Here is a 21,464-nt window from a genome sequence, read left to right on the forward strand (position 1 = left end):
GTTAGCGATGTCGCTGGCACAAGGTCGTCTGCAGTTTCCGGCGCTGGCTTTGGCGATCTCGCTCACCGCCTTCGCCGGTTTCGCCCTGACCTATCTTGGGCCGCTCGCCGCAGGGGCCTATCCGGCCGTGTCCTGGGCGGTCCACGCCCACGGCGTCATCTATCTCGCATGGTGCCTGCTGCTGCCGGTCCAGGCCGCCCTCGCGACCCGCCTTTTCCGTGTTCATCGCGCGCTGGGCCTCAGCAGCATCCTGCTGGTCGCCGCAATGGCCTTCACCGGCTTTCTGGTGATCGGCGTGCGAGTGCAGGCGGCCATGCAGGGGTCTGGCCCACCCTTCTGGAAGGCCTTCGGGCTGCCGATTGCCGCCGGGCTGGTCGTCTTCCTCGGGCTCTACGTCGCCGCCCTGTTACTCAGGTCGCGGCCGGACTGGCACAAGCGCCTGATGATCTCGGCGGCCGCGACGGTGATCGCGGCGGCGACCTGGCGGCTGTGGGTGGGCGCCTTCGGATTCCATGACTGGGCCATGCCGGCCGCCCTGGCCACCACGAAGCTGTTCATCATCGCAGGCGCCGTCTGGGACTTCGCTGCCCGCCGCTCTGTCCACCCCGCCTGGTGGGTCGGGCTCGGGGTGTCGGTAGCGCTCGAGGGGGGGAGCCTGGTGATCGTCGGCACCCCGCTGGAGGCGCCCGTGGCGGGAGCGATCGCCAGCTTCGCGGATGTCTTCGGCTCGCTCTACTAGACTTCCGTCCCGTCATCCGGAAACGGGCGGCGCGCCTCTTTGCAGAAGGTAGGCCCGCACAGCCGGATCGGCCGCCAGACCGGCGGCGTGGGTGAATGCCCGCCGCGCCTCTTCTCGCTGGCCCGACGCCGCCAAAGCATGCGCTCGTGTCGCCCAGTAGGGCTGGTAGTCGCCCACCTGGGCCCCGAAGGCCAGCTGGTCGAGCGCCGCCAGTGCGCGGCGCGCCTCGCCTGCCTGAACCATGGCGGCGGCCCTCGCCACCAACACCCCGACCGTCGGTGAGCGGCTGGCGAGCAGGTCGTAGAGCATGGAGAGGGCCTGATGGTTCAGAACTCCGGTCACCGCCCGCTGGCTGTGCACCGACTGGATCGCCGCCTCGCACTGATATCGGCCATAGACCCCCGCCCGCGAGGCCTCGACCAGCAGGCCCTCGGCCCTGACGATCTGGTCACGCGACCACAGCCGTGCGTCCTGTCGGTCGAGCGGGATGAACCGGCCCTCCACGTCGCGCCGGGCCGGGCGTCGCGCCTCGCAATGGAGCATCAGCGCCAGCAGCCCCTTGGTCTCAGCCTCTTGAGGCATCAGCTGAACCAGCAGCTCGGCCAGGAAGATGGCCTCGCCGGTCAGCCCCGCCCCCTGTGCATCGGCCCCATGCATGTCGTCCCAACCGACGCCGAACGCCGCATAGATCGCGCCCAGCACCGCCTCCAGCCGGTCAGGCAGGTCCGACCGGTCCGGCGTCTCGAACGGCAGGCCGGCCAGCCGGATCTTGGCTTTCGCGCGCGACAGTCGCTGACCCATGGCCGCCGGCGCGCTCAGAAAGGCGCCGCCGATCCGCTCGGCGCTCAGCCCCATCACGGTCTGCAGCATGAGGGGGGTGCGGATCGCCGGATCTATCGCCGGGTGGGCGCAGACGAACAGCAGCTTCAGCCGCTCGTCGGGCAGGGCGTCGTCTCCGGCGGCGGCCGCCGCGGCGGCCTGATAGCGCCGCTCGATCTCCCGCGCCGCTCCGTCCCTCACGCCCGCATGGCGGCGCATGTTCAGGATGTTGCGCCGCGCCGCCGTCAGCAGCCAGGCGTCCGGGTTGTCCGGTACGCCCTTCACCGGCCAGACCCGCAAGGCCGAGGCGAAGGCCTCCGACAGGGCGTCCTCCGCCGCCGCGATATCCTTCGCACCGGCAGCCAGATAGGCCAGCAGCCGGCCGAAGGAGGTGCGGGCCGCCCTTTCAGCGGCCTCGCTGGCGGCGGTCAGGCTCAAGTGGCCGGCTCCGGCGGCGGCATGACCGGCCGCACCTCGACCGAGGCGCTGGCGGCGCTGGGCGCCTTGGCCGCCCAGGCCAGAGCCGCGTCCAGGTCCGCCACCTCAATGACGAAATAGCCGCCCAACTGCTCCTTGGCGTCGGCGAACGGACCGTCCTGGACCAGCCGCTGGCCGTCGCGCAGTCGCACGGTGGTGGCGGTCGCCGGTCCGAGCAGCCCGTCTCCCCGCACGATGATTCCCGCCTGGGCCATGGCCCCGATGAAGGCGTTCCAGCCGCCCCAATAGGCCTGCGCCTCTTCCGGGTTGTCGCGCCGAGCGAAATCCTCGGCAGTCTCGTTCAGCATCAGCATGTACTGCATGACGTGGACTCCTTCAGGCTTGGCTGGCCGCGGGGGCCGCCCCTGAGGTGGGTTGGGAGAAGACGGCGAGCGCGAGAAGTCCGCCCGCAATGATCACGGTGGCGGAGATCACCACCACCTGGCCGGCCCCGAACAGGGCGAAGACGCCCAGTGCCAGGTCGCCCAGGAACAGGGTCACATAGCCAGCCAACGACACGGCCAGGACCGCGACCGCCTCCCGCCGCCGAAGCAAGAGCAACAGACAGCCGGCCGCTCCGCCGAACACCCCCAGTGCGAAGGCGCCGGTCAGCCAGGCCGGCAGCGAGACGTAGAGGTCGGCCAGGGCCGGACTATAGCCCTTGGCCAACAGGTCGGACCGGGAAGCGAAGGCCGTTCCGGCGAATTGGACGATGCCGTAGGCGTTCCACAGCAGGCTCATGGCCGCGATTACGGCCGGGCCGTATCGCTGCAGAGGTGCGGGTCGTGATGGCATGATGAGCTCCCGTTCGATGGCAGGCAGGAACGCCTGCAAAGGGATGACACGCGCGCGAACTCCGTTTCGACATCGGGCCGAAAAAATCTCGGCGGTCCCCCTCAGGCCAACCCTTGGACGGCTATCAGCATCGCCCCGCCCAGGAAGACGACAGGACAGGACAGGCTCATGCCGCGCGCTCCACGATCGTCGCCCAGATCAGCCCGGGCCACAGGGCGATGATCAGCAGGAACGAGAGGGTCACACCCTGCGGCGCCGCTCCCCAGCCCTGAGCCCGGATCAGGGGCAGGATGAAGACCAGGAGGTAGGCGCTCTTGTAGACGACCTGCAGCACCATCACCCCGATGAAGGCGCGCGGCCAGGCCAGCCCCAGCGCCGAACAGACCAGGATCGCCCCCCACAGGCTGGCGACCAGCAACCTCAAGCCCGGCGAGTCGGCCACCTTATGCTCGAACGCCTGCACACCCGCCCCGTTGGCGCCGACCAGCATGGAGCCGACCACGGGCAAAAGGATCAGGATGTTAAGGCCATAGGCGGCCCGCAGCAGACCCTCCAGCATCCCACACCTCCCGCTTACACTGTAAATGGAAAGCTAGGTTGGCCGGGCGCGCCGGCAAGGAGGGCGTCGCAGCTACAAGTTGGCGTGAGAGGACCGCTTGTCGGATCGCGGGATACGAGGGTGGTCGCGCCGCCGCCAGTCCCAGGACGACTCCGGACGTTTGACCCGAAAGCCGGGAATCTCCCGCCTGTATCCATGAAGGGGCGCGAGTCGCGACCCACACTCCCGGGAGGCCTGGTGTGAAGCGCATGATACTGGGCGGTCTGTTCTTGGCTCTGGCGGGCGGGGTCGGCAGCGCGGCGACCGCGCAGGGCGGCGTCGATCTGTCCTTCCAGGGCCGTCCAACGACCCCCCAGGGCGGCCAGGACCCTGTACCCGTGGACGACTGGCGCTCGCGCATGAACGCCACTCACGCCGACAACATGGCCCGGCTCCGCGCCCAGGCCGCCGCCGGGCAGGCAGCCCACCGGGCGCGCCAGGACTCCTATGCATCCATGAACCAGGCCTGGGCCGACCGCCAGGCCGCGGGGGAACGCGAAACCGGCCGCTTCATCGACATGATCTATGAACGCACGACCGTCCAGGCCGGCGGGGTGCGCGCCGACGTCCCCTACGGCTCGGCGGCCTTCACCGACGGCTACGGCGCCGTCATCCTCCTTCCGGAGGACCAGGAGGGTCCGGCGGGCTGGCCGAAGATGACGCCGCTCTACGGGGCGCCCGACTGACAGGCGGCGAGGGGAGGGCGGCCGGCGCCGAGGTCACAGCACCCCCAGGCCGAGCAGCCATGTCCTCACCTGTTCCGGCCAGTCCGTCGTGACCGGATCGGCCGTCGGCCGCAGCCCGAAGGCGTGGCCGCCTTTCGCATAGAGGCGCATGTCCACCGGCACGCCGGCGTCGTTGAGCGCCAGGGCATAGGCCATCGGCTGTCGGATATCGTCGACGGAGTCGTCCATCGCGTGGATGATGAGGGTCGGCGGCGCCTTCGGGCTGATCTTCACCCAAGGCTGCAGTTGGAGGCTGTTGCGCCCCTTGCTGCTGTCCAGCATCCGGGCGGTGTAGGCGATGATCGCGAAGTCCGGCCGCGAGGACTGCTGGTCCGCCGCGTCGGTCCGCGGATAGGTCCTCGCCTCTGTATTGCTCATCTCGGCGGCCAGATAGGCGCCCGCCGAAAAGCCGATCACGCCGATTTTCCCTGGGTCTATGCCGTAGGTCCGGGCCTGGTGGCGCAGCAGGGTCATGGCGCGCTGGCCGTCTTCGAGCCCCAGCAACACCTCCGGTCGCTGCTGCCGTCCGTTCCGCTTCGGCCAGACCTGCGGCGTGCGGTACTTCAGCACCACGCAGGTCATCCCCTGCTGGACGACCCACTCGCAAATCTCCGTGCCTTCCAGGTCCATGGCCACGGCGTGGAAGCCGCCGCCCGGCAGCACCAGGATCGCGGCTCCGGTGTTCCGCCCCTTCGGCCGATAGAGGGTCATGGTCGGCCGAGTGACATAGGTCGCCCAGTGCCACCGCCGTCCTCCGACGAGGGGCGAACCATTGCCGGTGGCCTCCGGACGATCGCCGCTGTCGGGCTTGGCAAGCGGGACACCGGCGGGCCAGAGCGGAACCTGGGTTCCACCCGGACCCGGCTGCCAGACGCCCTCACGTTCGATCTTGGGAACCTCGATCCGTTCACTTGAAGCCTGGACCTTGCTCGTCATGCCGACGACGTCGCCGGCCTGATCGCAAGCGCCCAGGATGGCCGCCAGCGCCAGGAGGAGACAAGGCAGGGCTGAGAGGCGTCGCGACAATCGATGGCTCCTGTCGTGAAACGAAATCGGCCGGCTCAACGCGCCGATCGGAACCGTGGAGACTACAGCAAATCGGCTCTGCGGCCCTGTGTCATGCTGCTGCCAGTCGCTGTCAGCAGGCATGGGCTAGGGTGTCGCCAACAAAGGAGCCAGCCATGTCCGACCTCGTCTTCTACACCAACCCCATGTCGCGCGGCCGCATCATCCGCTGGATGCTGGAAGAGGTCGGTCAGCCCTACGAGACCAGGATCCTGCACTGGGAGACCGGAGACGCAAAGGCGCCCGAGTACCTGGCTATCAATCCCATGGGCAAGGTGCCGGCGATCGTTCACGACGGGGTGGTGGTCACCGAATGCGCCGCCATCTGCGCCTACCTGGCCGACGCCTTCCCCGAGGCCGGTCTGGCGCCCCCGGCGAAAAGCCCGCTGCGCGGCCCCTACTATCGCTGGCTGTTCTTCGGGGCCGGGCCGATCGAGCAGGCGGTGGCCGCAAAGTCGATGAGCCTGGAGCCGACGGCCGATCAGAGCCGCATGCTGGGCTTCGGCTCAGTCGAGGACGTGCTGGACGCCATCGAGGGGGCGGTAAAAGGCCGCCGGTTTCTGGTCGGCGACAGCTTCACCGCCGCGGACCTCTACCTGGCCTCACATCTGTCCTGGGGCATGAACTTCGGCACGATCGAAAAGCGGCCGGCGTTCGAGGCCTATGTCGAGCCGCACCTTCAGCGACACGCCAATCTGCGCGCCGAAGAGATCGACGACGCTCTTATCGCACCGGCGCCGGCGGCCTGACCCGGAAGGCGCCCGCGCGGCCACCGGCTCAGAGGGCCTGGTGGATGGCGCGGGCCACGCCCGGTGCTTACCGACGACGGCTGCAGCTCTTGCGGGTCTCATCGATCCTCGAGACGACCCGCTCAGCGTCCCGGCCCTTGTCGAACGGAATGCTGTGCTGGCTGATCTGGTCGGTGGTCAGGCTCAGATGGCCCTTGTTGATGCAGCGCACGCCGGCGCGGCAGCGGATCTCAAGTCGGGCGTCGGCGTCGGGTCCGGCGGCCGTGACCGAGAACTCGACCTTGTCCAGCGGCATGACCCAACGTCCCCAGGCGGCGTTGCGGCCGAACGCATGGGTGAAGGTCTCGCAGTCAAGGATCAGCCGGTTGTAGAACCGCCCCCCCTTGCCCGTACCCCAGAAGTCGAACCCGGGCTCGGCCTTCGGCGGGGCCGAGGCGCCGAGCACGACGGCGACGCCCAGGACGCCGAGGCAGGGGATGGCGGTTCGTTGGATGCTCATCGTTTCGCTCCAGGGCGGTGACCTGAAGTCCCCGAACGTCTGTAGAAGAGCGCCTGCGGCCGCTGGACGGAATACCCATTTGCGGGGTGATCGCCGATGGCCGGGTGCGGGGACGCCGGGTCAGTCCCCTCGATCCAGTCGCGAGCGCATGTCCCGCCCCGCCGCCAAGATCAGCGTCCGCAGCGCCGCTTCATTCACCGCCTCGCCCCAACGCAGCTTTACATGCCGCATCTGCTTTCCCGCACCTTCCAGCAGCCCGGCCGGATCGGGCAGGCCCGCGCCCTGAAAGAAGCCGATGGCGGCATGGCCGCTGAAAGCGTCTACATAGGCGAAGGCGGCGTCGCCGGCGCAGGCGGTGGGCCGACCGTCGTGGATCAACTCCCGCGCATCGGGGTCGGCGGCGCGCAGGGCCTCGAACCAGGGCAGCACGAGGCGACGCAGCGGCTCGTTGTCGCCGCAGCCGAACCAAGCCTCGACGTCGGGGTCGCGGCGGGCGGCGGCGGGGAAGCGGAACAGGGGGCTCACCCTTGGAAGCATGCCATCCGCCGCCGGGATTTGCTCGGCCGAATCGCCATGGGTCGATCGTTTCACTGTCGATGCTCCCGCGCCGGGCGACATATGGCGCCGGCTGGTCGACGATCAGGGTTCGATCAGTGTCATCCGGCCGGAGCCGGCGTCCATGATCACCCGCCATCGGCGCAGGGTCTCGGCGCCCAGCAGGCCTTTGGGAAACCCTGGCGCGGCGGGTAGCTGGATCAGGTGGACGGGCACATCGGTGAAGCTCTCGCCGGCGAAGGCCAGATGGGCGACCTCGATCACCTGGCTGGAGGCGATGCCGCCCAGCACCAGGTTGCGGGCCGCGCGGGCGGGGCGGTCGAGCAGGCCGAGGTCGCGGGCCGCCGCTTCCGACAGGCTGATGTGCCCGCCCGAGCCGGTATCGACCAGCAGCTCTATGCTTCGGCCCTCGACCAAGACCTGCGCCAGCAGGGCCCGGCCCTGACGGCGAACGGGCGCCGGGACGCCGGCCATGGCAGGAGCGGCGGGCAGGAAGCGCAGGCGGCGTCCGGGAAAGTCGATATCGGCGACCAGGCTGGCCAGCACGTCGAAGCCCAGGATCAGCGGCGTCTCCGCCTCCATCGCCACCGACAGGGTCGCCAGGTCCAGGGCGGCGCTCATCACCCGGGGAAGGGTGACGCCGCCGGCCTCAAGCGCCAGGGGGATACGGGGGGCGACATGGGTGGTTCCGCCGACCCCCATGGCCATGATCGGCGGGCCAAGGGCATGTTCCAGGCCCAACCGTTCGGCGAACCCCCTGTCGATGGCGCTGTACTGCGCCCCGCTGTCGACCAGGGCCTGGACCACTCGCCCGCCCAGCCCGACCGGAATGACCGCCAGGCCCGACCGCGACCCGACCATCGGCAGCCAGCCCCCGCCGGCCGGATCGGCGAACCGGGGCTTGGGCGGCGGCAGAAAGACATGGTCCTTGGACCACCACAGCCCGCCGCCGACGAGGCCGAGCACGGCGAGATTGGTGAAGAGGCTGCGGCGGGAGATCACGGGCCGAGAGGCTGGCCAGAGGCCAGAGGCGAAATCAAGGTGAAACGGCCGGTCGCCGGCCCGCGCCGGCCGGAAAGGTATCGGGCGGTCGACAGAACCACGTCTGCGCCAGAGGTCGAGCGGATGCTGCCGGAGATCGTCGGAAACGCGACCCCGCTGATGACTCAAATGGGTCGGGACGTCGCCCGGCCCGTCAGCTGGACCGGTTCATCCGCAGCAGCTTCCTGCCCATGACCGCGATGACCGCCAGGGCGACCACGGCCAGGGTCGCCCAGAACCAGGTGCCGGAGCTGGGCGTCTGCAGGCCCTTGCCGGCCAGGTAACCCGGGGCCAGCATCACCGGCACCCAGATCAGCGCCGAGCCGACGTTGGCCAGCTGGAAGCGGACCTGCGGCATGGCGGTCATGCCGGCGATCAGGGGCACGAAGGCCCGCACCGGCCCCATGAAGCGGCACAGAAAGATCGAGGCCGTGCCGAAGCGGCGGAAGAAGAGGCGGGCTCGGGCCGCCATCTTGCGCCGCTTGCGCATCACCGGGTGGCGCCAGGCGCGGGGGCCGGCCTTGCGGCCCAGCCAATAGGAGACAGCGTCCCCCGCTACGGCTCCGGCGACGCACCACAGCACGACCGACCACGGGTCCAGGATGCCGGTCGCGGCCATGCCGCCGGCGATCAGCATCAGGGCCGTGGCGGGGAAGAAGGCGCCGATCACCACCATCGATTCGCCGAAGGTGATCAGGCCGAGGATTGGCCCGGCCCACATCCGGTTGTCGATAATGAATTGGCGCAAATCGTCGGCCAGGTGTTCCATCATGCTTCCTTATGGCGCGACGCGGCCAACCAGAACAGGCCCCCCGACAGCACCAGCCAGAAGGTGGTGGCTCGCAGCCAATTTTCCATAGAGGGCAGGCCCGTCCAGGCGGTCGTTTCTTTGCCGCCGACGAGAACCAGCCGGTCGAGAGTCTCGGCGCCGCCGCTTAGCGCATTGTCGAGGCCCAGGGGGCTGACCAACAGCAGCTCGATCGTCGTCTCGGCCAGTTGCTGGGTCACGCCGAGGGGGTTGATCGCCAGCAGCAGGAAGAAGACCAGCGGCACGGCCAGCCAGCGCAGCTTGTAGCGCACGCCAAGCTCGAAGGCGGTCCCCAGCAGGTAGAAAACGCCAGCGGTGGTGAAGGCGGAGATCCAGTTCCAGGTTTCCGGCGCCCAGCGAACCATCCTGAGCTGGTCGGGCGAAATCTCGCCCTTGGGGCCGATCTGGCCGCTGACCAGATAGCGATCGATCCCCAGGTCGCTTCCGGCGATCACCCCGATCATCGCCAGCCACAGCATGATCCACGCGACCGCGCCACCCAGCCAGACCGCGCCGGCCAGGGTCTTGATGGCGATGTGGCGCCGCCGGTCGACCGGCAGGATGGCGAAATGTTGGTGGCTGAACAGCTTTTCGTCGCGCCAGACGGCGTAGGGCATGACGAAGGCGGTAGTGGCCAGCAGGAAGGCGGCGTCGAGCGGGAAGTCCGGCTTCATCGACCCGCGCGAAAGCTCGTACAGGGTGAGCGCCGTCAGGAGCGCGAACGCGGCGCCCAGAATCATGGCCTCCAGCCGTAGCGAGCGGCCGATGACGCTCAGCTGCTCGCCGAACACGGCCGCGAAGCCGGGCAGCGGGGCGGGGGAGGGGGGAGCGGTCTGCATCACTCAGTCCTTGGCGCGCATCAGGGCGACGACCGCATCGTCGAGGGTCAGGGACGCGACGTCGCGGACGACGCCGCCGGAATCGGCGATGCGGGTGGCGACCTCGGCCTCCTCGCCCCAGACGGTCCAGCGGATCTCTCGGCCCAGGGCGGCGCGCTTGATCACCCCCTGCAGATTGGCCGGGCCGACCCAGCCCTCCGGACCGTCGGCGCGGTAGAGCTTCAGTCGGCGATGCAGGTCCTCGCGGGGCAGCTGGGCCAGCAGGGCGCCGCCGCGCAGTACTCCGATGTGGTCGGCCAGCCGATCGACCTCATAGATCAGGTGGGTGGAAATCAGGATGGTCCCGCCGGTGTCGGCCAGATGGTCGGACAACAGGCCCAGCACCTCGTCGCGGGCCACCGGATCCAGCCCGTCGGTCGGCTCGTCGAGCAGCAGCAGGCGCGGGCGCCGGGCCAGGGCGCAGACCAGCTGCGCGCGCCGCGCCTGGCCCTTGGACAGGCTGCCCAGCTTGGCGTCGGGGCGCAGGCTGAGCTGGCGGCAGAGCCGGTCGGCGTGGGGCTGGTCCCAGGCCGGATAGTAGGCGGCGTGATGGTCCAGCAGCCGCCCCACCGTCATCCAGCGATAGGCCGGCTGGTGCGTCTCGGGAATGTAGCCGACTTCGGCCCGCACCTGCGGCCCCTGGCGCTGGGGATCGAGCCCGAACACCCGGGTCGACCCGCCATCGGGCCGCACCAGGTTCATCAGGATGCGCAGCAGGGTGCTCTTGCCGGCCCCGTTCTCGCCGGCCAGCAGATAGACCCCGCCCTCGGGCGCGGCCAGGTTGATGCCGCCCAGCGCGGTGTCCTTGCCGTAGCGCTTGACTAGGCCCTCGGTGGCGACGGCCAGGTCACCGGTCGGGGATGCGATACTATGGGGCAGGGGGGCGGCGTGGGTCATTCGGCGGCCGTCTTGGCGTCTGCGGCCGCCGCGTCGCGGATGGCCTGGATGAGATCGTCGGCGCTGAGGCCGTGTCGGTGGGCGTCGACGAGGGCGCGGCGGGCGACCTCGGCGATGAGGGCGGCGCGCTCGGCGTCCGGAGTGGCGCGGTCGGCGATGAAGGTTCCCTGGCCCCGGCGGACATAGACGATCCCGTCCCGCTCCAGCTCGCGATAGGCCTGGGCCACGGTGTTGGGGTTGAGCCGCAGGTCGGCGGCCAGCTGCCGCACCGAGGGCAGGGGGTCCTCCGGCCGTAGCGCCCCCATCACCAGGGCGCGCCGCACCTCGTCCATGATCTGGACGTAGATCGGTCTGGCGTCGGCGGTGTCGATTGCGAAATGCACGGGCGAGAGACTTAGTGTATCGGTTGACCAGTACACTAGGATTGACGTTGTGCGACTGTCAACCGCTTGCGCGGGCGGCATGTTGGCTTAGGTAGGGGCCTTGGCCTTAGCCGAAAGAGGATTCCTTGGCGCGCGACCCCTATCTGGAGCTGGGCGTTTCCCGCAGCGCGGGGGCGGATGATATCCGCAAGGCGTTTCGCAAGCTGGCTAAACAATATCATCCCGACGCCAACCCCGGTGACAAGACCGCCGAGGAGAAGTTCAAGCGCGTCTCCGGCGCCTTCGACATTCTGGGCGACGAGGAGAAACGCAAAAAGTTCGACCGGGGCGAGATCGACGCCGAGGGGCGCGAACAGAGCCCGTTCGGCGGACGCGGCGGCTTCGGCGGCAACGCCGGCGGCGGCGGCTGGTCGCCGCGTGGCGGGGCGGAGGGCTTCGACCCCGCCGACATCTTCGGCGACGTGTTCGGTCAACGCGGCCAAGGCGGCCCGCGCGGCTTCGGCGGCTTCTCCACCAAGGGCCAGGATCTGCGCACCCGGCTGGATATCGACTTGGAAGACGCCATTCGCGGGGCCAAGAAGCGGATCGCCTTTTCCGATGGCCGCACCCTGGACCTGACGATCCCGAAGGGCGCGCAGGACGGCCAGGTGCTGCGGCTCAAGGGCCAGGGTGCCCAAGGTCGGGGCGGGGCGGGCGATGCGCTGATCGAGCTCAACATCCGCAACCACCCGATCTATCGGCGCGAGGGCGACACCCTGATCATGGACGTGCCGATCACCGTCCCCGACGCGGTCCTGGGCGGCAAGGTCGAGGCCCCGACGCCGGACGGCATCGTCGCCCTGACGGTGCCCAAGGGTTCCAACAGCGGCCAGCAGCTGCGACTCAAGGGCCGGGGCTTTATCGACGCCAAGGGCAAGCGGGGCGATCTGGTGGCGCGGCTGGTGGTTACCCTGCCGGACATCGCCGGCCCCGAACTCGAGCAGTTTGCCCAGGAATGGAAGGCCAAACGCCCCTATACGCCCAAGAAACGCTAAGTCCGCGCTGGACTTGAGCAGCAAGCGCCGTTGATATCGCGTCGCGCGGGCGCACCGATGACAGAGTATCGTCGCCCGAGCATAACGGGTTCATTCAGCCGGCATTCAGGCCGCCACGCCTAGAGGAAGGGCATGAAACGCGTTCTCGCCCTCTTTGCAGCCGCCATGATCACCGCCGCGATCCCCGTCGCGGCGGATGCTCAAGGTCGCCAGGGCAAGAAGGACCGCGATGAACAGCAGCAACAACGCAGCAAACCCGACCGGGGTCAGCGCGGCGGCAACGACCGTGGCGGTGACTACGGCGGCCGCCAGGAGCGGGAGATCCCGCTGACCCAACTGATCAGCATGGTCGAGAACCGCACCGGCGGGCAGTATGTCAACGCCGATCCGAGGTACCAGGGCGGGCGCAAGTACTACTGGATGCGCCTGCGCTTCCCCGGCGGTCGCCATCAGGACTACATGGTCGACGCGGCCACCGGCCAGTTCTAGGGAGTCTCCATGCGAATTCTGCTCGTCGAAGACGATCCCGACCTGTCGCGCCAGCTGAAGCTGGCGCTCAGTGACGCCGGCTATGCGGTCGACCACGCCCCGGATGGCGAGGAAGGCCACTTCCTGGGCGAGACCGAGCCCTATGACGCGGTGGTGCTGGACCTTGGCCTGCCGAAGATGGACGGAGTTTCGGTGCTGGAGCGCTGGCGGCGTGAGAACGTCGCCACCCCGGTGCTGATCCTCACCGCCCGCGACAACTGGAGCCAGAAGGTCGCCGGGTTCGACGCCGGCGCCGACGACTACCTGACCAAGCCGTTCCATACCGAGGAACTGCTGGCCCGCCTGCGTGCCCTGGTCCGCCGCTCGGCCGGCCATGCCTCGCCGAACCTGTCCTGCGGCGGCCTGCGGCTCGATCCGCGCGCCGCCCGCGCCAGCGTCAACGGGGAGCCGCTGCGCCTCACCTCGCTGGAATACCGGCTGCTGCACTACATGATGCTGCACCAGGGCCGGGTGATCAGCCGCACCGAGCTGGTCGAGCACCTGTACGACCAGGACTTCGACCGCGACTCCAACACCATCGAGGTGTTCATCGGCCGGGTGCGCAAGAAGATCGGCCCCGACCGCATCGAGACCGTGCGCGGGCTCGGCTATCGCATCATGGCGCTCGAGGGCGAGACCGAGGCGTGAGCCGCCGGCCGCGCCTGTGGTTCCAGCGGCTGCGGCGCTCCTCCCTGGTCCTGCGGCTGGTCATGCTGGCCGGGGTGTGGAGCATCGGCATGCTGGTGCTGGCCGGCTTCGGCCTCAACCACCTGTTCCGCGAGGCCGCCGTCCAGCGCTTCGAGGCCGGTCTCGAGGAGTCCATCCTGGGCCTGCAGGCCGAGACCACCGTCGATGGCGGACAACTCTACGCCCCGCCGATGACCGACGTGCGGGCCTATCGCCCGTTCAGCGGCTTCTACTGGCAGATCGCCGGGGTGACGGCCGAGGACACTACCTCGCCCCTCGTCCGCTCCCGCTCCCTTTGGGACAGCACGCTTGCCGCGCCGGCGGCGGTGGTCGCCCAGGCCCGCGCCACGCCCGGCAAGTCGGTCTTTTTCGACACCGTCGATCCGCGCGGCAAGCCGCTGCACGCCGCCGCCCAGCTGGCCACCGTGCCGGGGCGGACCGCGCCGGTGCTGTTCATGGCCGCCGAGAACCGCGAGAGCATCGACCAGGCGGCGGAGCGGTTCGTCTACATCATCGTGGGCGCCCTGGTGGTGCTGGGCGGCGGGCTGATACTGGCGGTGTATCTGCAGGTTCGCGTCGGCCTGGCGCCCCTGTTCGGCCTGCGCCGCGAGGTGGCGCTGGTCAGGCGTGGCAAGGCCGAGCGGCTGGTCGGCGTCTATCCCGCCGAACTATCCCCCCTGGCGGGCGAGCTGAACGCCCTGGTGGCCCATAACCAGGACGTTGTCGAGCGCCAGCGTACCCACGTCGGCAACCTGGCTCACGCCCTCAAGACACCGCTGGCGGTGATGTTGACCGAGGCGCGCCAGACTCCGGGCGATCTCTCCGACGTGGTCGAGCGGCAGGCCGCCGCCATGCAGTCCCATGTCGAGCACCATTTGCGCCGCGCCCGGGCCGCCGCCCGCGCCCAGACCATCGGCGAACGCACCGACGTATCCCAGGTGCTGGACGAACTCAGCATCACCATGGAGCGGATCTTCCAGAGCAAGGGCGTGACCATCGACTGGCGCGCGCCCGACGATCTTTGTTTTCGCGGCGAGCGCCAGGACCTGCAGGAGGTCGTCGGAAACATCCTCGAGAACGCCGGCATCTGGTGCAAACGACGGATCAAGGTCACCGCCGAGCCGCTGGACGTCGACTGGCTGAGCATCACGGTTGAGGACGACGGGCCGGGCCTGCCGGCCGAGCGGCGGGGCGAGGTGCTGAAGCGCGGAGCCCGGCTCGACGAGAGTGCGCCGGGCTCGGGCCTTGGCCTGGCCATCGTCGATGAGTTGTCGCGCGCCTATGGCGGCGAGGTCGCCCTGGATGACGCCGTGATGGGCGGTCTGAAGGTTGTGGTCAAATTGCCGCGGGCAGAGACCTGAAATCACCGTTTCGGCCTTCGTTAACCAGGTTGCGCACAATCTGACAGGGTCGCCAATCGGGCGGGTTTCAGGCGGACGTGATGGACGGGCTTTCCCCGGCCAAGGCTGGACTGCTCAGGATGCTGATCGACGGCGCGCCCGACGGCGTGCTGCGCAAGCTCGAACAGGCCCTTGGCGATGAGACCGTCCGCGACGGCCCGCTCGGAACGGTCTGGGCGCTGGTCGAGCGTGAAAGCCGCGATCGCGGCGTGCGCGATACGGTCCTGGCGCCGATTGTCGGCCTTTTTCACGGTCCGCTCGCTCAATGGCCGCCGGCCGTACTCCCCCGCCTCTGGACGCATCTGAAGACCGCCCATCCGGTTGCGGTGACCATGGCGGCGGCCTCGGCCCAGGCCTATGACCCCGACGCCATCGACCCGACCCTCTACGACGCCGTCTGCGCTCTGGCGGTGGCCGATCTTCAAGCCGGCGGCTTGGCGGGCATCGATGGGGACCAGGCCGAGCGCCTGATCGCCGCCCTGAACCTGGCGCCAATCGTACGCCGCTGTCTGCCGCACCTCGGCGACTGGCTGGCCCGCATGGACCAGGAGCGTCGCGCCGCCGTCCGCGTGGCCTATCGCGACAGCGTCGCCCTCTCGCCGGATGACGGGCCGCTGTTCTTCTCCATGCTGGCCTCGCGGCTGCCAGACCCGGACCGAATCCTGCGCATCATTTCGGCGGTGATGGACAGGCCCAGCGAGCGCTACTTCGCAGGCTCGGAGTTGGCGCCGTTCGGCGTTCGCCTGCTCGATGGCATCGACGCCCACCTTGCCGAGGTGCGCAACTTCGACACTTCGGGAGGTGAGGAGGCGGGCCGCGCCGCCGGCCGCGCCGTGCATCGCGCCGCCCAGGCCATCGCTGAACTGGACGAAGGCATCAACCTCTCCAAGGAGGGCGAGTGGGGCAAGCGCCTGGCCCAGCAGAAGCGCAGCCTTGCCCTGTCGGTGGAAGGCCGACTGAAGGAGATCGAGAACGCCGTCGGCCAGGCCCTGCCGGTGCAGGCGCTGCGCTACAGCGCCCGGCTGATCCGATCGGCGCCCAAGCTGGTCGGCGATCCGGATCTGGCTGCCATCCGAAAGGCGCTCAGCCTGCTGGCCTTCGCCGAAGAGGTTCGTTCCAGCGCCGACACCGGCGGTTTCGGCTCCACCCGCGCCCGGATCCTGGAGTCGATCGAAAAGCACATCGACCCCTATGTCGAAGACCTGCTGGAACACCTGCGCTCGGACGAAGACGACAACCCCGGCCGCACCCGCGCCTTCCTCGAAGCCGCAGCCGACATCCTCTCCCTGGCCAAGGACGAAAAGGCCGGCCAGATCGTCCGCCGCCGTCTGGCGGCGGCTTGAGACCTAAGGGAGTCTACGTAGGACCTCTTTGCCGCCTCGCGTCGGGTATCGATATCGGCTAACAGCGCGGCCATGAGCGCCTTCTGGGCCCAATTCCTGTTCTGGAGCTTCGCGGTCGCCCTGTCGCTGGCCGCCGCCCTGGCTGTGCTGGCGCGGGCGCGGCAGTCGGCCGACGTTTCCTCTGAGGATCCCGGCGTCACGGTGCATCGCCGCCAGCTGGCGGAGATCGATGAGTTGGTGTCGCGCGGCCTGTTGGCCCCCGAGGAGCAGGCCCAGGCTCGCGCCGAGGCCGGCCGCCGGCTTCTGACCAGCGCCGAACAGGCGCCGGCCGCCATCCGTACGGGCGGCAAACCCCTCGCCCTGATCGCCGCCGTCGGCGCGCCGGTGCTGGCCGTCGCACTCTACCTGGCCATCGGCTCGCCCGGCATGGCAGACAGCCCGATGGACGGCCGCATCGCCCTATGGCGCGAAGCCGATCCCGCGTCCCTGAGCCCGCCCCAGATCGCCGCCGTGCTGTCTGAGGTGGCCAAGGACAAGCCGAACGATCCGGAACTGCTGCGCATGCTCGCCGCCGCCCGGATCCAGGCCAACGACCCCTTCGGCGCCGCCAACGCCCTGCGCCGGGCTGTCAGCTTGCGGCCGAACGATCCCGCCTTGCTGAGCGCCCTGGGCGAGGCCTTCGTGGCCGTGTCCGGCGGCGAGATCGCCGCTGACGCCCGCCGCGCCTTTGCCGACGCCAACCGGCTCGATCCCAAGGCGGCCTCGCCCCGCTACTATCTGGCCCAGGCCGCCATCGCCGACGGGCGCAAGGCGGAGGGTCTGGTCGGACTGAAGGGCCTCCTCGCCGACCTGCCGGCCGACGATCCCAACCGCGCCAACCTGGCGTCGGAGATCGCCCGCCTCGAAGGCGGCGGCCAGGAAGAGGACATGTCCGGCGCCATCCAGGGTATGGTCGATGGTCTCGCCGCCCGGCTGGAAGCCGAACCTGACGACCCCGAGGGTTGGGCGCGGCTGGTCCGCGCCTACACGGTGCTCGGTGACACGGCCAGGCGCGACGCGGCGCTGGCGCGGGCCCGCAACCTGTTCAAGGATCGTCCGGACGTGCTGCGCACCCTGGAAACCGCTTCGGAAAGGCCGCAATGAGCTTCTGGCCCAAGTCCCACAAGGCCCGCCGTCGGCTGACCATCGTGCTGGCCGCGGCCCCGGTCCTGGCCCTGGCGGTCGGGCTGACCCTCTATGGCCTGCGCGAGAATATCTCCCTCTTCCTGACACCCGGCCAGGTGGCCGAGGCGCCGCTCCGGCCCGGCAAGACCTTCCAACTCGGCGGCATGGTCGAGGTGGGCAGCCTGAAGGTGGCTGACGGCCGCAACATGACCTTCCGGGTGGTCGATAACCAGGCCGGCATGACGGTGATCTACGACGGTGAAGTCACCAGCCTGTTCCGCGAGGGTCAGGGCGTGGTGGCCGAAGGTTCTCTGCGGGATGACGGCGTCTTCGTCGCCAAGCGGGTGCTGGCCAAGCACGACGAGAAATACATGCCGCGCGAGGTCTCCAAGGCCCTCAAGGAACAGGGCGAGTGGCGCGGCGAGGGCCAGCGGCCCGACCACGACATGCCCAAAGTACCGAGACAGCAGGGCTCATGATCGCTGAACTGGGCGCCTTCTGCCTGATCCTCGCCTTCGTCCTGTCGATCGCCCAGATTGCCCTGTCCGGCGCCGGGGCCAACCGTCCCGTGCTGGCCGGCGCCGGCGAGGGAGCGGCGTTCGGGGCCATGGCCATGGTGGGCCTGGCCTTCGCGGCGCTGATCCACGCCTTCGTCACCAGCGACTTCTCGGTTTCCAACGTGGCGGCCAACTCTCATACGGCCAAGCCGCTGCTGTATCGGGTGGCCGGCGCCTGGGGGAACCATGAGGGCTCGATGGTGCTCTGGTGCCTGGCCCTGACGGCGTTCGGGTCCGCCATCGCCGCTTTCGGCCGCGACCTGCCGCGCGACCTCAAGGCCCGGACCCTGGCGGTCCAGGGCGCGCTGGGCGTGCTGTTCCTCGGCTACACCGTCTTCGCCTCGAACCCTTTGGAGCGCATTATCGCCCCGCCGGTCGAGGGCGCCTCGCTCAACCCGCTACTGCAGGACCCGGCGCTCGCGATCCATCCGCCTATGCTCTACCTGGGCTATGTCGGCTTCTCCGTGGTCTTCAGCCTGGCGGTCGCCGCCCTGATCGGTGGCCGCATCGACGCCGCCTGGGCCCGCTGGGTGAGACCCTGGACCCTCGCGGCCTGGAGCTTCCTGACAGTCGGCATCACCCTTGGATCCTTCTGGGCCTATTATGAGCTCGGCTGGGGCGGCTGGTGGTTCTGGGACCCGGTGGAGAACGCCAGCTTCATGCCCTGGCTGATGGGCGCGGCCCTGCTGCACTCTGCCGTTGTCACCGAGAAGCGTGGGGCATTGCCCGGCTGGACCCTGTTTCTGGCCCTGGCCGCCTTCACCTTCTCAATGCTGGGCGCCTTCCTGGTCCGCTCAGGCGTCCTGACGAGCGTCCACGCCTTCGCGGTCGATCCGACCCGGGGCCTGCTGCTGCTCGGCATCCTCGGCCTTGCCTCTGGCGCCGGCTTTGCCCTGTTCGCCTGGCGTGCGCCCAGCCTGACCCCGGGCGGCCTGTTCGCCCCGGTCAGCCGCGAGAGCGCCATCGTGGTCAATAACATCGTCCTGACCGCCGCCGCCACGGCGGTGCTGTTCGGCACCCTCTGGCCACTGATCTGCGAGGCGCTGGATCTGCCGACCCCGTCCGTAGGCCCGCCCTTCTTCAATCTGGTGTTCAACCCGATCATGGCCTTGGGTCTGCTGATCCTGCCCTTCGGCCCGATGCTGGCCTGGAAACGCGGCGATGCGCTCGGCGCCGCCCAGCGGCTATGGATCGCTGCCCTGATTGCCGTGGGGGCCGGCTTCCTGGCCCTGATGCTGGTCAGCCCGCGCAAGGCCCTGGCCAGCGCCGGCCTGGCGCTCGGCTTCTGGCTGATCGCCGGCGCCGTGGTCGAGATCACCGATCGGGTGCGGGCCTTCCGCGTGCCGATGGCCGAGACCCTGCGCCGGCTGGGCGGCTTGCCGCGCGGCGCCTGGGGCTCCAGCCTGGCCCATGCGGGCGTCGGGGTCTTCATCCTCGGCGCCTGTTTCGAGACCAGCTGGAAGCTGGAGTTGGCCGAGATCATGGCCCCCGGCCGATCCGTCACCCTGGGCGGCTATGAGCTGACCCTCGACAAGGTCGGGGTGGTCGATGGCCCCAATTACCTGGCCGAACGGGCGACACTGACCGTGCGCAAGGGCGGCCGCACTGTCTGCGAGGCCCTGCCCGAGCGGCGCTTCTATCCGGCCGGCGGCCAGACCACCCAGGAGGTGGCAATCTGCTACCGCGGCCTCGATCAGGTCTATGTCACCCTTGGTGAGCGTCGCGCCCTTCCGAACGGCGACCCCGGCTGGCTGGTGCGCGGCTACTTCAACCCCTGGGTCCAGCTGATCTTCATCGGCCCTATGCTGATGGCGCTTGGCGGCGCCATCTCGCTTTCGGACCGGCGGCTGCGGCTGGGCGTCGGACGCCGGTCGAAGGAGGCGGCGGCATGAAGCGGCTGCTGATTGCCCTGGCCGCCCTGGCCTGTATCGCCGCCGCCTCCGATCCGTCCGAACGGCTGGCCGACCCGGCGCAGGAGGCGCGGGCGCGGGCGCTGTTCAAGGAGGTCCGCTGCCTGATCTGCCAGAACGAGGCGATCGACGATTCCACCGCCGACTTCGCCAAGGACGTCCGCCTGGTGATCCGCGAGCAGATCGCCGCCGGCCGCAGCGACGTGCAGGTCAAAGACTTCCTGACCGACCGCTACGGCGAATACGTGCTGTTCCGCCCCAGCCTCTCGGGCGCCAACCTGGCCCTCTGGACGGCGCCCTTCCTGGTGCTGCTGATCGGCGGTGTCCTGCTCATGATGCGTTTGCGCAACCGAGCGACGCCTGAAGCGCTTTCGCCCGAGGAGGAGGCGGCCTTGGCCCGTTTGACGCGTACGGATGACGCCTAACCGGCGAGATTGACACCAAGCCGCCGCGATCTGGCCGTAACAAACACTCCGCTCATGACGCAAAGATAACTTGAGCGGCATTGCGTAACACGGCAACGCTTCTAACTTGGACGAGAGAACGCCGGTTGGCCCGGCCACAGGAACCGAACAGACGATGGCACCTAGAAAGTCCGGATTTGTTGTTGGCGCGATCGCTGGGATCGGCGTCGCCACCGCGGCCGTGGCCGGCGTGGGCATGCGCATGGCGCCCGGCGCCGAGGCGCCGCAGCTGGCTAGCGGCATCCAGGCGACCAAGGTCAACTTCGCCCCGCCGCCTGGTGCGCCGATGTCGTTCGCCGACATCTTCGAGAAGGTGTCTCCGGCCGTGGTCTCCATCGACGTGAAATCGAAGGTCGATCCCTCGACCCTGCGCGGCATCCCCGGCCTGCCCTTCAACCTGGGTCCTCCGGAAGAGGGCGAAGAGGAGGACGGCGGCGAGGGCCAGGGCGGCGGCGGTCAGCAGCGCCAGGCCTCCTCGGGCTCGGGCTTCTTCATTTCGGCCGATGGCTACTTGGTGACCAACAACCACGTCGTCGAGGGCGCCGACGAGATCAAGGTCACCCTCAAGGACGGTCGCGAACTTCCCGCCAAGCTGGTGGGCTCGGACGACGGCACCGACCTGGCCGTGCTCAAGGTCGAGGGCAAGGACTTCGCCTTCGTCAACTTCGAGGATGACGCCAAGCCGCGCGTCGGCGACTGGGTCATCACTGTCGGCAATCCCTTCGGCCTGGGCGGCACCGCGACGGCGGGCATTGTCTCGGCCCTGAAGCGCGACATCAACGATGGTCCGTTCGTCGACTTCATCCAGGTCGACGCGCCGATCAACCGCGGAAACAGCGGCGGCCCGACCTTCGACGTCTATGGACGGGTGATCGGCGTGAACTCGGCGATCTTCTCGCCGACCGGCGGCTCGGTGGGCATCGGCTTCGCCATTCCGGCCGACCTCGCCGACAGCGTCACCAAGCAGCTGATCTCCAACGGCAAGGTGACCCGCGGCTACATCGGCGCAACCATCCAGAACTTCACCCCCGACATGGGCGAGGCTCTGGGCCTGGGGCCGATCAAGGCGGCTCGGGTGCAGGACCTGACCCCTGGCGGCCCGGCCGCCAAGGGCGGCCTGCGGCTGGATGACATCGTGGTGGCCGTGAACGGCAACGAGGTGACCTCCTCCACCGCACTGACCCGCGAAGTCGCCAAGGCGCCTCCCGGCGGCCTGCTGAAGCTGGAAGTCCTCCGTGGCGGTCGCAAGCAGACGGTCGAGATCCGCTCCGGCACCCGCCCATCGGTTCGCGAACTGGCGGAGCTGTCGCAGCCCACCGCCCCGACCGCCCCGGCCAAGCCCGGCGCCA

At 69.3% G+C, this 21,464-nt stretch carries 25 protein-coding genes; 13 read left to right on the forward strand and 12 right to left on the reverse strand.

What is annotated here, in order from left to right; genetic code table 11:
- The first annotated feature begins 7 nt into the window (after positions 1-7).
- A complete protein-coding gene (locus GVN21_RS07990; protein ID WP_166574197.1) occupies positions 8-739 on the forward strand; it encodes a hypothetical protein in 732 nt (243 codons plus the stop codon).
- Between the two features lie 12 nt (positions 740-751).
- On the opposite strand, the gene GVN21_RS07995 is transcribed toward GVN21_RS07990, so the two are convergent.
- From GVN21_RS07995 to GVN21_RS08010, 4 genes are all read right to left on the reverse strand, one after another.
- Complete coding sequence (locus GVN21_RS07995) at positions 752-1,996, reverse strand: DUF6596 domain-containing protein (protein WP_166574198.1); 1,245 nt, start codon at positions 1,994-1,996, stop codon at positions 752-754.
- Entirely contained in the window at positions 1,993-2,358 is a 366-nt protein-coding gene (locus GVN21_RS08000) for a YciI family protein (protein ID WP_166574199.1), read from the reverse strand. Before GVN21_RS08000 ends, GVN21_RS07995 begins: the two co-directional genes overlap by 4 nt.
- A gap of 13 nt (positions 2,359-2,371) precedes the next feature.
- Positions 2,372-2,776 carry a hypothetical protein gene (locus tag GVN21_RS08005; protein WP_166574200.1) on the reverse strand — a complete coding sequence of 135 codons (405 nt, stop codon included), beginning with the start codon at positions 2,774-2,776 and terminating at the stop codon, positions 2,372-2,374.
- A 220-nt stretch (positions 2,777-2,996) separates the two neighbouring features.
- Complete coding sequence (locus GVN21_RS08010) at positions 2,997-3,389, reverse strand: hypothetical protein (RefSeq protein ID WP_166574201.1); 393 nt, start codon at positions 3,387-3,389, stop codon at positions 2,997-2,999.
- 239 nt (positions 3,390-3,628) lie between these two features.
- On the opposite strand from GVN21_RS08010, the gene GVN21_RS08015 reads away from it, so the two are divergent.
- Positions 3,629-4,114 carry a hypothetical protein gene (locus GVN21_RS08015; RefSeq protein ID WP_166574202.1) on the forward strand — a complete coding sequence of 162 codons (486 nt, stop codon included), beginning with the start codon at positions 3,629-3,631 and terminating at the stop codon, positions 4,112-4,114.
- Between the two features lie 33 nt (positions 4,115-4,147).
- On the opposite strand, the gene GVN21_RS08020 is transcribed toward GVN21_RS08015, so the two are convergent.
- On the reverse strand, positions 4,148-5,179 hold the full coding sequence (locus GVN21_RS08020; protein WP_205689984.1) for an alpha/beta hydrolase: 1,032 nt from the start codon (positions 5,177-5,179) through the stop codon (positions 4,148-4,150).
- A gap of 155 nt (positions 5,180-5,334) precedes the next feature.
- Between GVN21_RS08020 and GVN21_RS08025 the strand changes: the two genes are divergently transcribed.
- Positions 5,335-5,967, forward strand: coding sequence for a glutathione S-transferase (locus GVN21_RS08025; protein WP_166574203.1), 633 nt, complete (start codon positions 5,335-5,337; stop codon positions 5,965-5,967).
- A 67-nt stretch (positions 5,968-6,034) separates the two neighbouring features.
- Here GVN21_RS08025 and GVN21_RS08030 read toward each other — a convergent pair whose 3' ends face one another.
- From GVN21_RS08030 to GVN21_RS08060, 7 genes are all read right to left on the reverse strand, one after another.
- The gene (locus GVN21_RS08030; protein ID WP_166574204.1) at positions 6,035-6,466 is read right to left on the reverse strand and encodes a hypothetical protein; all 432 of its coding nucleotides are present in this window, start codon (positions 6,464-6,466) and stop codon (positions 6,035-6,037) included.
- A 120-nt stretch (positions 6,467-6,586) separates the two neighbouring features.
- On the reverse strand, positions 6,587-7,057 hold the full coding sequence (locus GVN21_RS08035) for a DUF1801 domain-containing protein (RefSeq protein ID WP_346764228.1): 471 nt from the start codon (positions 7,055-7,057) through the stop codon (positions 6,587-6,589).
- Positions 7,058-7,105: 48 nt separating this feature from the next.
- A complete protein-coding gene (locus tag GVN21_RS08040; protein ID WP_166574205.1) occupies positions 7,106-8,023 on the reverse strand; it encodes a retropepsin-like aspartic protease in 918 nt (305 codons plus the stop codon).
- Positions 8,024-8,216: 193 nt separating this feature from the next.
- Positions 8,217-8,831, reverse strand: coding sequence for a DedA family protein (locus GVN21_RS08045; RefSeq protein WP_166574206.1), 615 nt, complete (start codon positions 8,829-8,831; stop codon positions 8,217-8,219).
- A complete protein-coding gene (locus GVN21_RS08050) occupies positions 8,831-9,709 on the reverse strand; it encodes a hypothetical protein (RefSeq protein ID WP_166574207.1) in 879 nt (292 codons plus the stop codon). The genes GVN21_RS08045 and GVN21_RS08050 overlap by 1 nt, the downstream gene beginning before the upstream one ends.
- A gap of 3 nt (positions 9,710-9,712) precedes the next feature.
- Complete coding sequence (locus tag GVN21_RS08055) at positions 9,713-10,645, reverse strand: ABC transporter ATP-binding protein (RefSeq protein ID WP_166574208.1); 933 nt, start codon at positions 10,643-10,645, stop codon at positions 9,713-9,715.
- Complete coding sequence (locus GVN21_RS08060; protein ID WP_166574209.1) at positions 10,642-11,028, reverse strand: GntR family transcriptional regulator; 387 nt, start codon at positions 11,026-11,028, stop codon at positions 10,642-10,644. The genes GVN21_RS08055 and GVN21_RS08060 overlap by 4 nt, the downstream gene beginning before the upstream one ends.
- A gap of 125 nt (positions 11,029-11,153) precedes the next feature.
- Between GVN21_RS08060 and GVN21_RS08065 the strand changes: the two genes are divergently transcribed.
- The 10 genes from GVN21_RS08065 to GVN21_RS08110 all read left to right on the forward strand — a co-directional run.
- Positions 11,154-12,062: a DnaJ C-terminal domain-containing protein gene (locus GVN21_RS08065; RefSeq protein ID WP_166574210.1), complete on the forward strand. Its 909-nt coding sequence runs from the start codon at positions 11,154-11,156 to the stop codon at positions 12,060-12,062.
- Positions 12,063-12,194: 132 nt separating this feature from the next.
- Entirely contained in the window at positions 12,195-12,551 is a 357-nt protein-coding gene (locus GVN21_RS08070) for a hypothetical protein (protein WP_166574211.1), read from the forward strand.
- Positions 12,552-12,560: 9 nt separating this feature from the next.
- Positions 12,561-13,238, forward strand: coding sequence for a response regulator transcription factor (locus GVN21_RS08075; RefSeq protein WP_166574212.1), 678 nt, complete (start codon positions 12,561-12,563; stop codon positions 13,236-13,238).
- Positions 13,239-13,300: 62 nt separating this feature from the next.
- Entirely contained in the window at positions 13,301-14,638 is a 1,338-nt protein-coding gene (locus tag GVN21_RS08080) for a sensor histidine kinase (protein WP_166574226.1), read from the forward strand.
- Positions 14,639-14,718: 80 nt separating this feature from the next.
- The gene (locus GVN21_RS08085; protein ID WP_166574213.1) at positions 14,719-16,020 is read left to right on the forward strand and encodes a hypothetical protein; all 1,302 of its coding nucleotides are present in this window, start codon (positions 14,719-14,721) and stop codon (positions 16,018-16,020) included.
- A gap of 72 nt (positions 16,021-16,092) precedes the next feature.
- Positions 16,093-17,163, forward strand: coding sequence for a c-type cytochrome biogenesis protein CcmI (gene ccmI / locus GVN21_RS08090; RefSeq protein WP_166574214.1), 1,071 nt, complete (start codon positions 16,093-16,095; stop codon positions 17,161-17,163).
- Positions 17,160-17,663: a cytochrome c maturation protein CcmE gene (ccmE, locus tag GVN21_RS08095; RefSeq protein WP_166574215.1), complete on the forward strand. Its 504-nt coding sequence runs from the start codon at positions 17,160-17,162 to the stop codon at positions 17,661-17,663. Before ccmI ends, ccmE begins: the two co-directional genes overlap by 4 nt.
- Positions 17,660-19,633 carry a heme lyase CcmF/NrfE family subunit gene (locus GVN21_RS08100; protein ID WP_166574216.1) on the forward strand — a complete coding sequence of 658 codons (1,974 nt, stop codon included), beginning with the start codon at positions 17,660-17,662 and terminating at the stop codon, positions 19,631-19,633. The genes ccmE and GVN21_RS08100 overlap by 4 nt, the downstream gene beginning before the upstream one ends.
- Positions 19,630-20,076 (forward strand): cytochrome c-type biogenesis protein, encoded by a 447-nt coding sequence (locus tag GVN21_RS08105; protein WP_166574217.1) that lies wholly within the window; start codon positions 19,630-19,632, stop codon positions 20,074-20,076. Before GVN21_RS08100 ends, GVN21_RS08105 begins: the two co-directional genes overlap by 4 nt.
- A 154-nt stretch (positions 20,077-20,230) precedes the next feature.
- Positions 20,231-21,464: trypsin-like peptidase domain-containing protein (locus GVN21_RS08110; RefSeq protein WP_166574218.1), on the forward strand; the 1,234-nt coding region annotated here is incomplete at its 3' end.

The sequence above is a fragment of the Caulobacter sp. SLTY genome, assembly GCF_009905535.1.
GTDB lineage: Bacteria > Pseudomonadota > Alphaproteobacteria > Caulobacterales > Caulobacteraceae > Caulobacter.

What these genes read in the sequence shown, in the direction of transcription:
- GVN21_RS07990 (WP_166574197.1), top strand. Translation starts at nt 8, where the DNA reads ATGTCGCTGGCACAAGGTCGTCTGCAGTTTCCGGCGCTGGCTTTGGCG.
- GVN21_RS08000 (WP_166574199.1), bottom strand. Translation starts at nt 2,358, where the DNA reads ATGCAGTACATGCTGATGCTGAACGAGACTGCCGAGGATTTCGCTCGG.
- GVN21_RS08005 (WP_166574200.1), bottom strand. Translation starts at nt 2,776, where the DNA reads ATGAGCCTGCTGTGGAACGCCTACGGCATCGTCCAATTCGCCGGAACG.
- GVN21_RS08010 (WP_166574201.1), bottom strand. Translation starts at nt 3,389, where the DNA reads ATGCTGGAGGGTCTGCTGCGGGCCGCCTATGGCCTTAACATCCTGATC.
- GVN21_RS08025 (WP_166574203.1), top strand. Translation starts at nt 5,335, where the DNA reads ATGTCCGACCTCGTCTTCTACACCAACCCCATGTCGCGCGGCCGCATC.
- GVN21_RS08030 (WP_166574204.1), bottom strand. Translation starts at nt 6,466, where the DNA reads ATGAGCATCCAACGAACCGCCATCCCCTGCCTCGGCGTCCTGGGCGTC.
- GVN21_RS08045 (WP_166574206.1), bottom strand. Translation starts at nt 8,831, where the DNA reads ATGGAACACCTGGCCGACGATTTGCGCCAATTCATTATCGACAACCGG.
- GVN21_RS08050 (WP_166574207.1), bottom strand. Translation starts at nt 9,709, where the DNA reads ATGCAGACCGCTCCCCCCTCCCCCGCCCCGCTGCCCGGCTTCGCGGCC.
- GVN21_RS08055 (WP_166574208.1), bottom strand. Translation starts at nt 10,645, where the DNA reads ATGACCCACGCCGCCCCCCTGCCCCATAGTATCGCATCCCCGACCGGT.
- GVN21_RS08070 (WP_166574211.1), top strand. Translation starts at nt 12,195, where the DNA reads ATGAAACGCGTTCTCGCCCTCTTTGCAGCCGCCATGATCACCGCCGCG.
- GVN21_RS08075 (WP_166574212.1), top strand. Translation starts at nt 12,561, where the DNA reads ATGCGAATTCTGCTCGTCGAAGACGATCCCGACCTGTCGCGCCAGCTG.
- GVN21_RS08080 (WP_166574226.1), top strand. Translation starts at nt 13,301, where the DNA reads ATGCTGGCCGGGGTGTGGAGCATCGGCATGCTGGTGCTGGCCGGCTTC.
- GVN21_RS08085 (WP_166574213.1), top strand. Translation starts at nt 14,719, where the DNA reads ATGGACGGGCTTTCCCCGGCCAAGGCTGGACTGCTCAGGATGCTGATC.
- ccmI (WP_166574214.1), top strand. Translation starts at nt 16,093, where the DNA reads ATGAGCGCCTTCTGGGCCCAATTCCTGTTCTGGAGCTTCGCGGTCGCC.
- ccmE (WP_166574215.1), top strand. Translation starts at nt 17,160, where the DNA reads ATGAGCTTCTGGCCCAAGTCCCACAAGGCCCGCCGTCGGCTGACCATC.
- GVN21_RS08100 (WP_166574216.1), top strand. Translation starts at nt 17,660, where the DNA reads ATGATCGCTGAACTGGGCGCCTTCTGCCTGATCCTCGCCTTCGTCCTG.
- GVN21_RS08105 (WP_166574217.1), top strand. Translation starts at nt 19,630, where the DNA reads ATGAAGCGGCTGCTGATTGCCCTGGCCGCCCTGGCCTGTATCGCCGCC.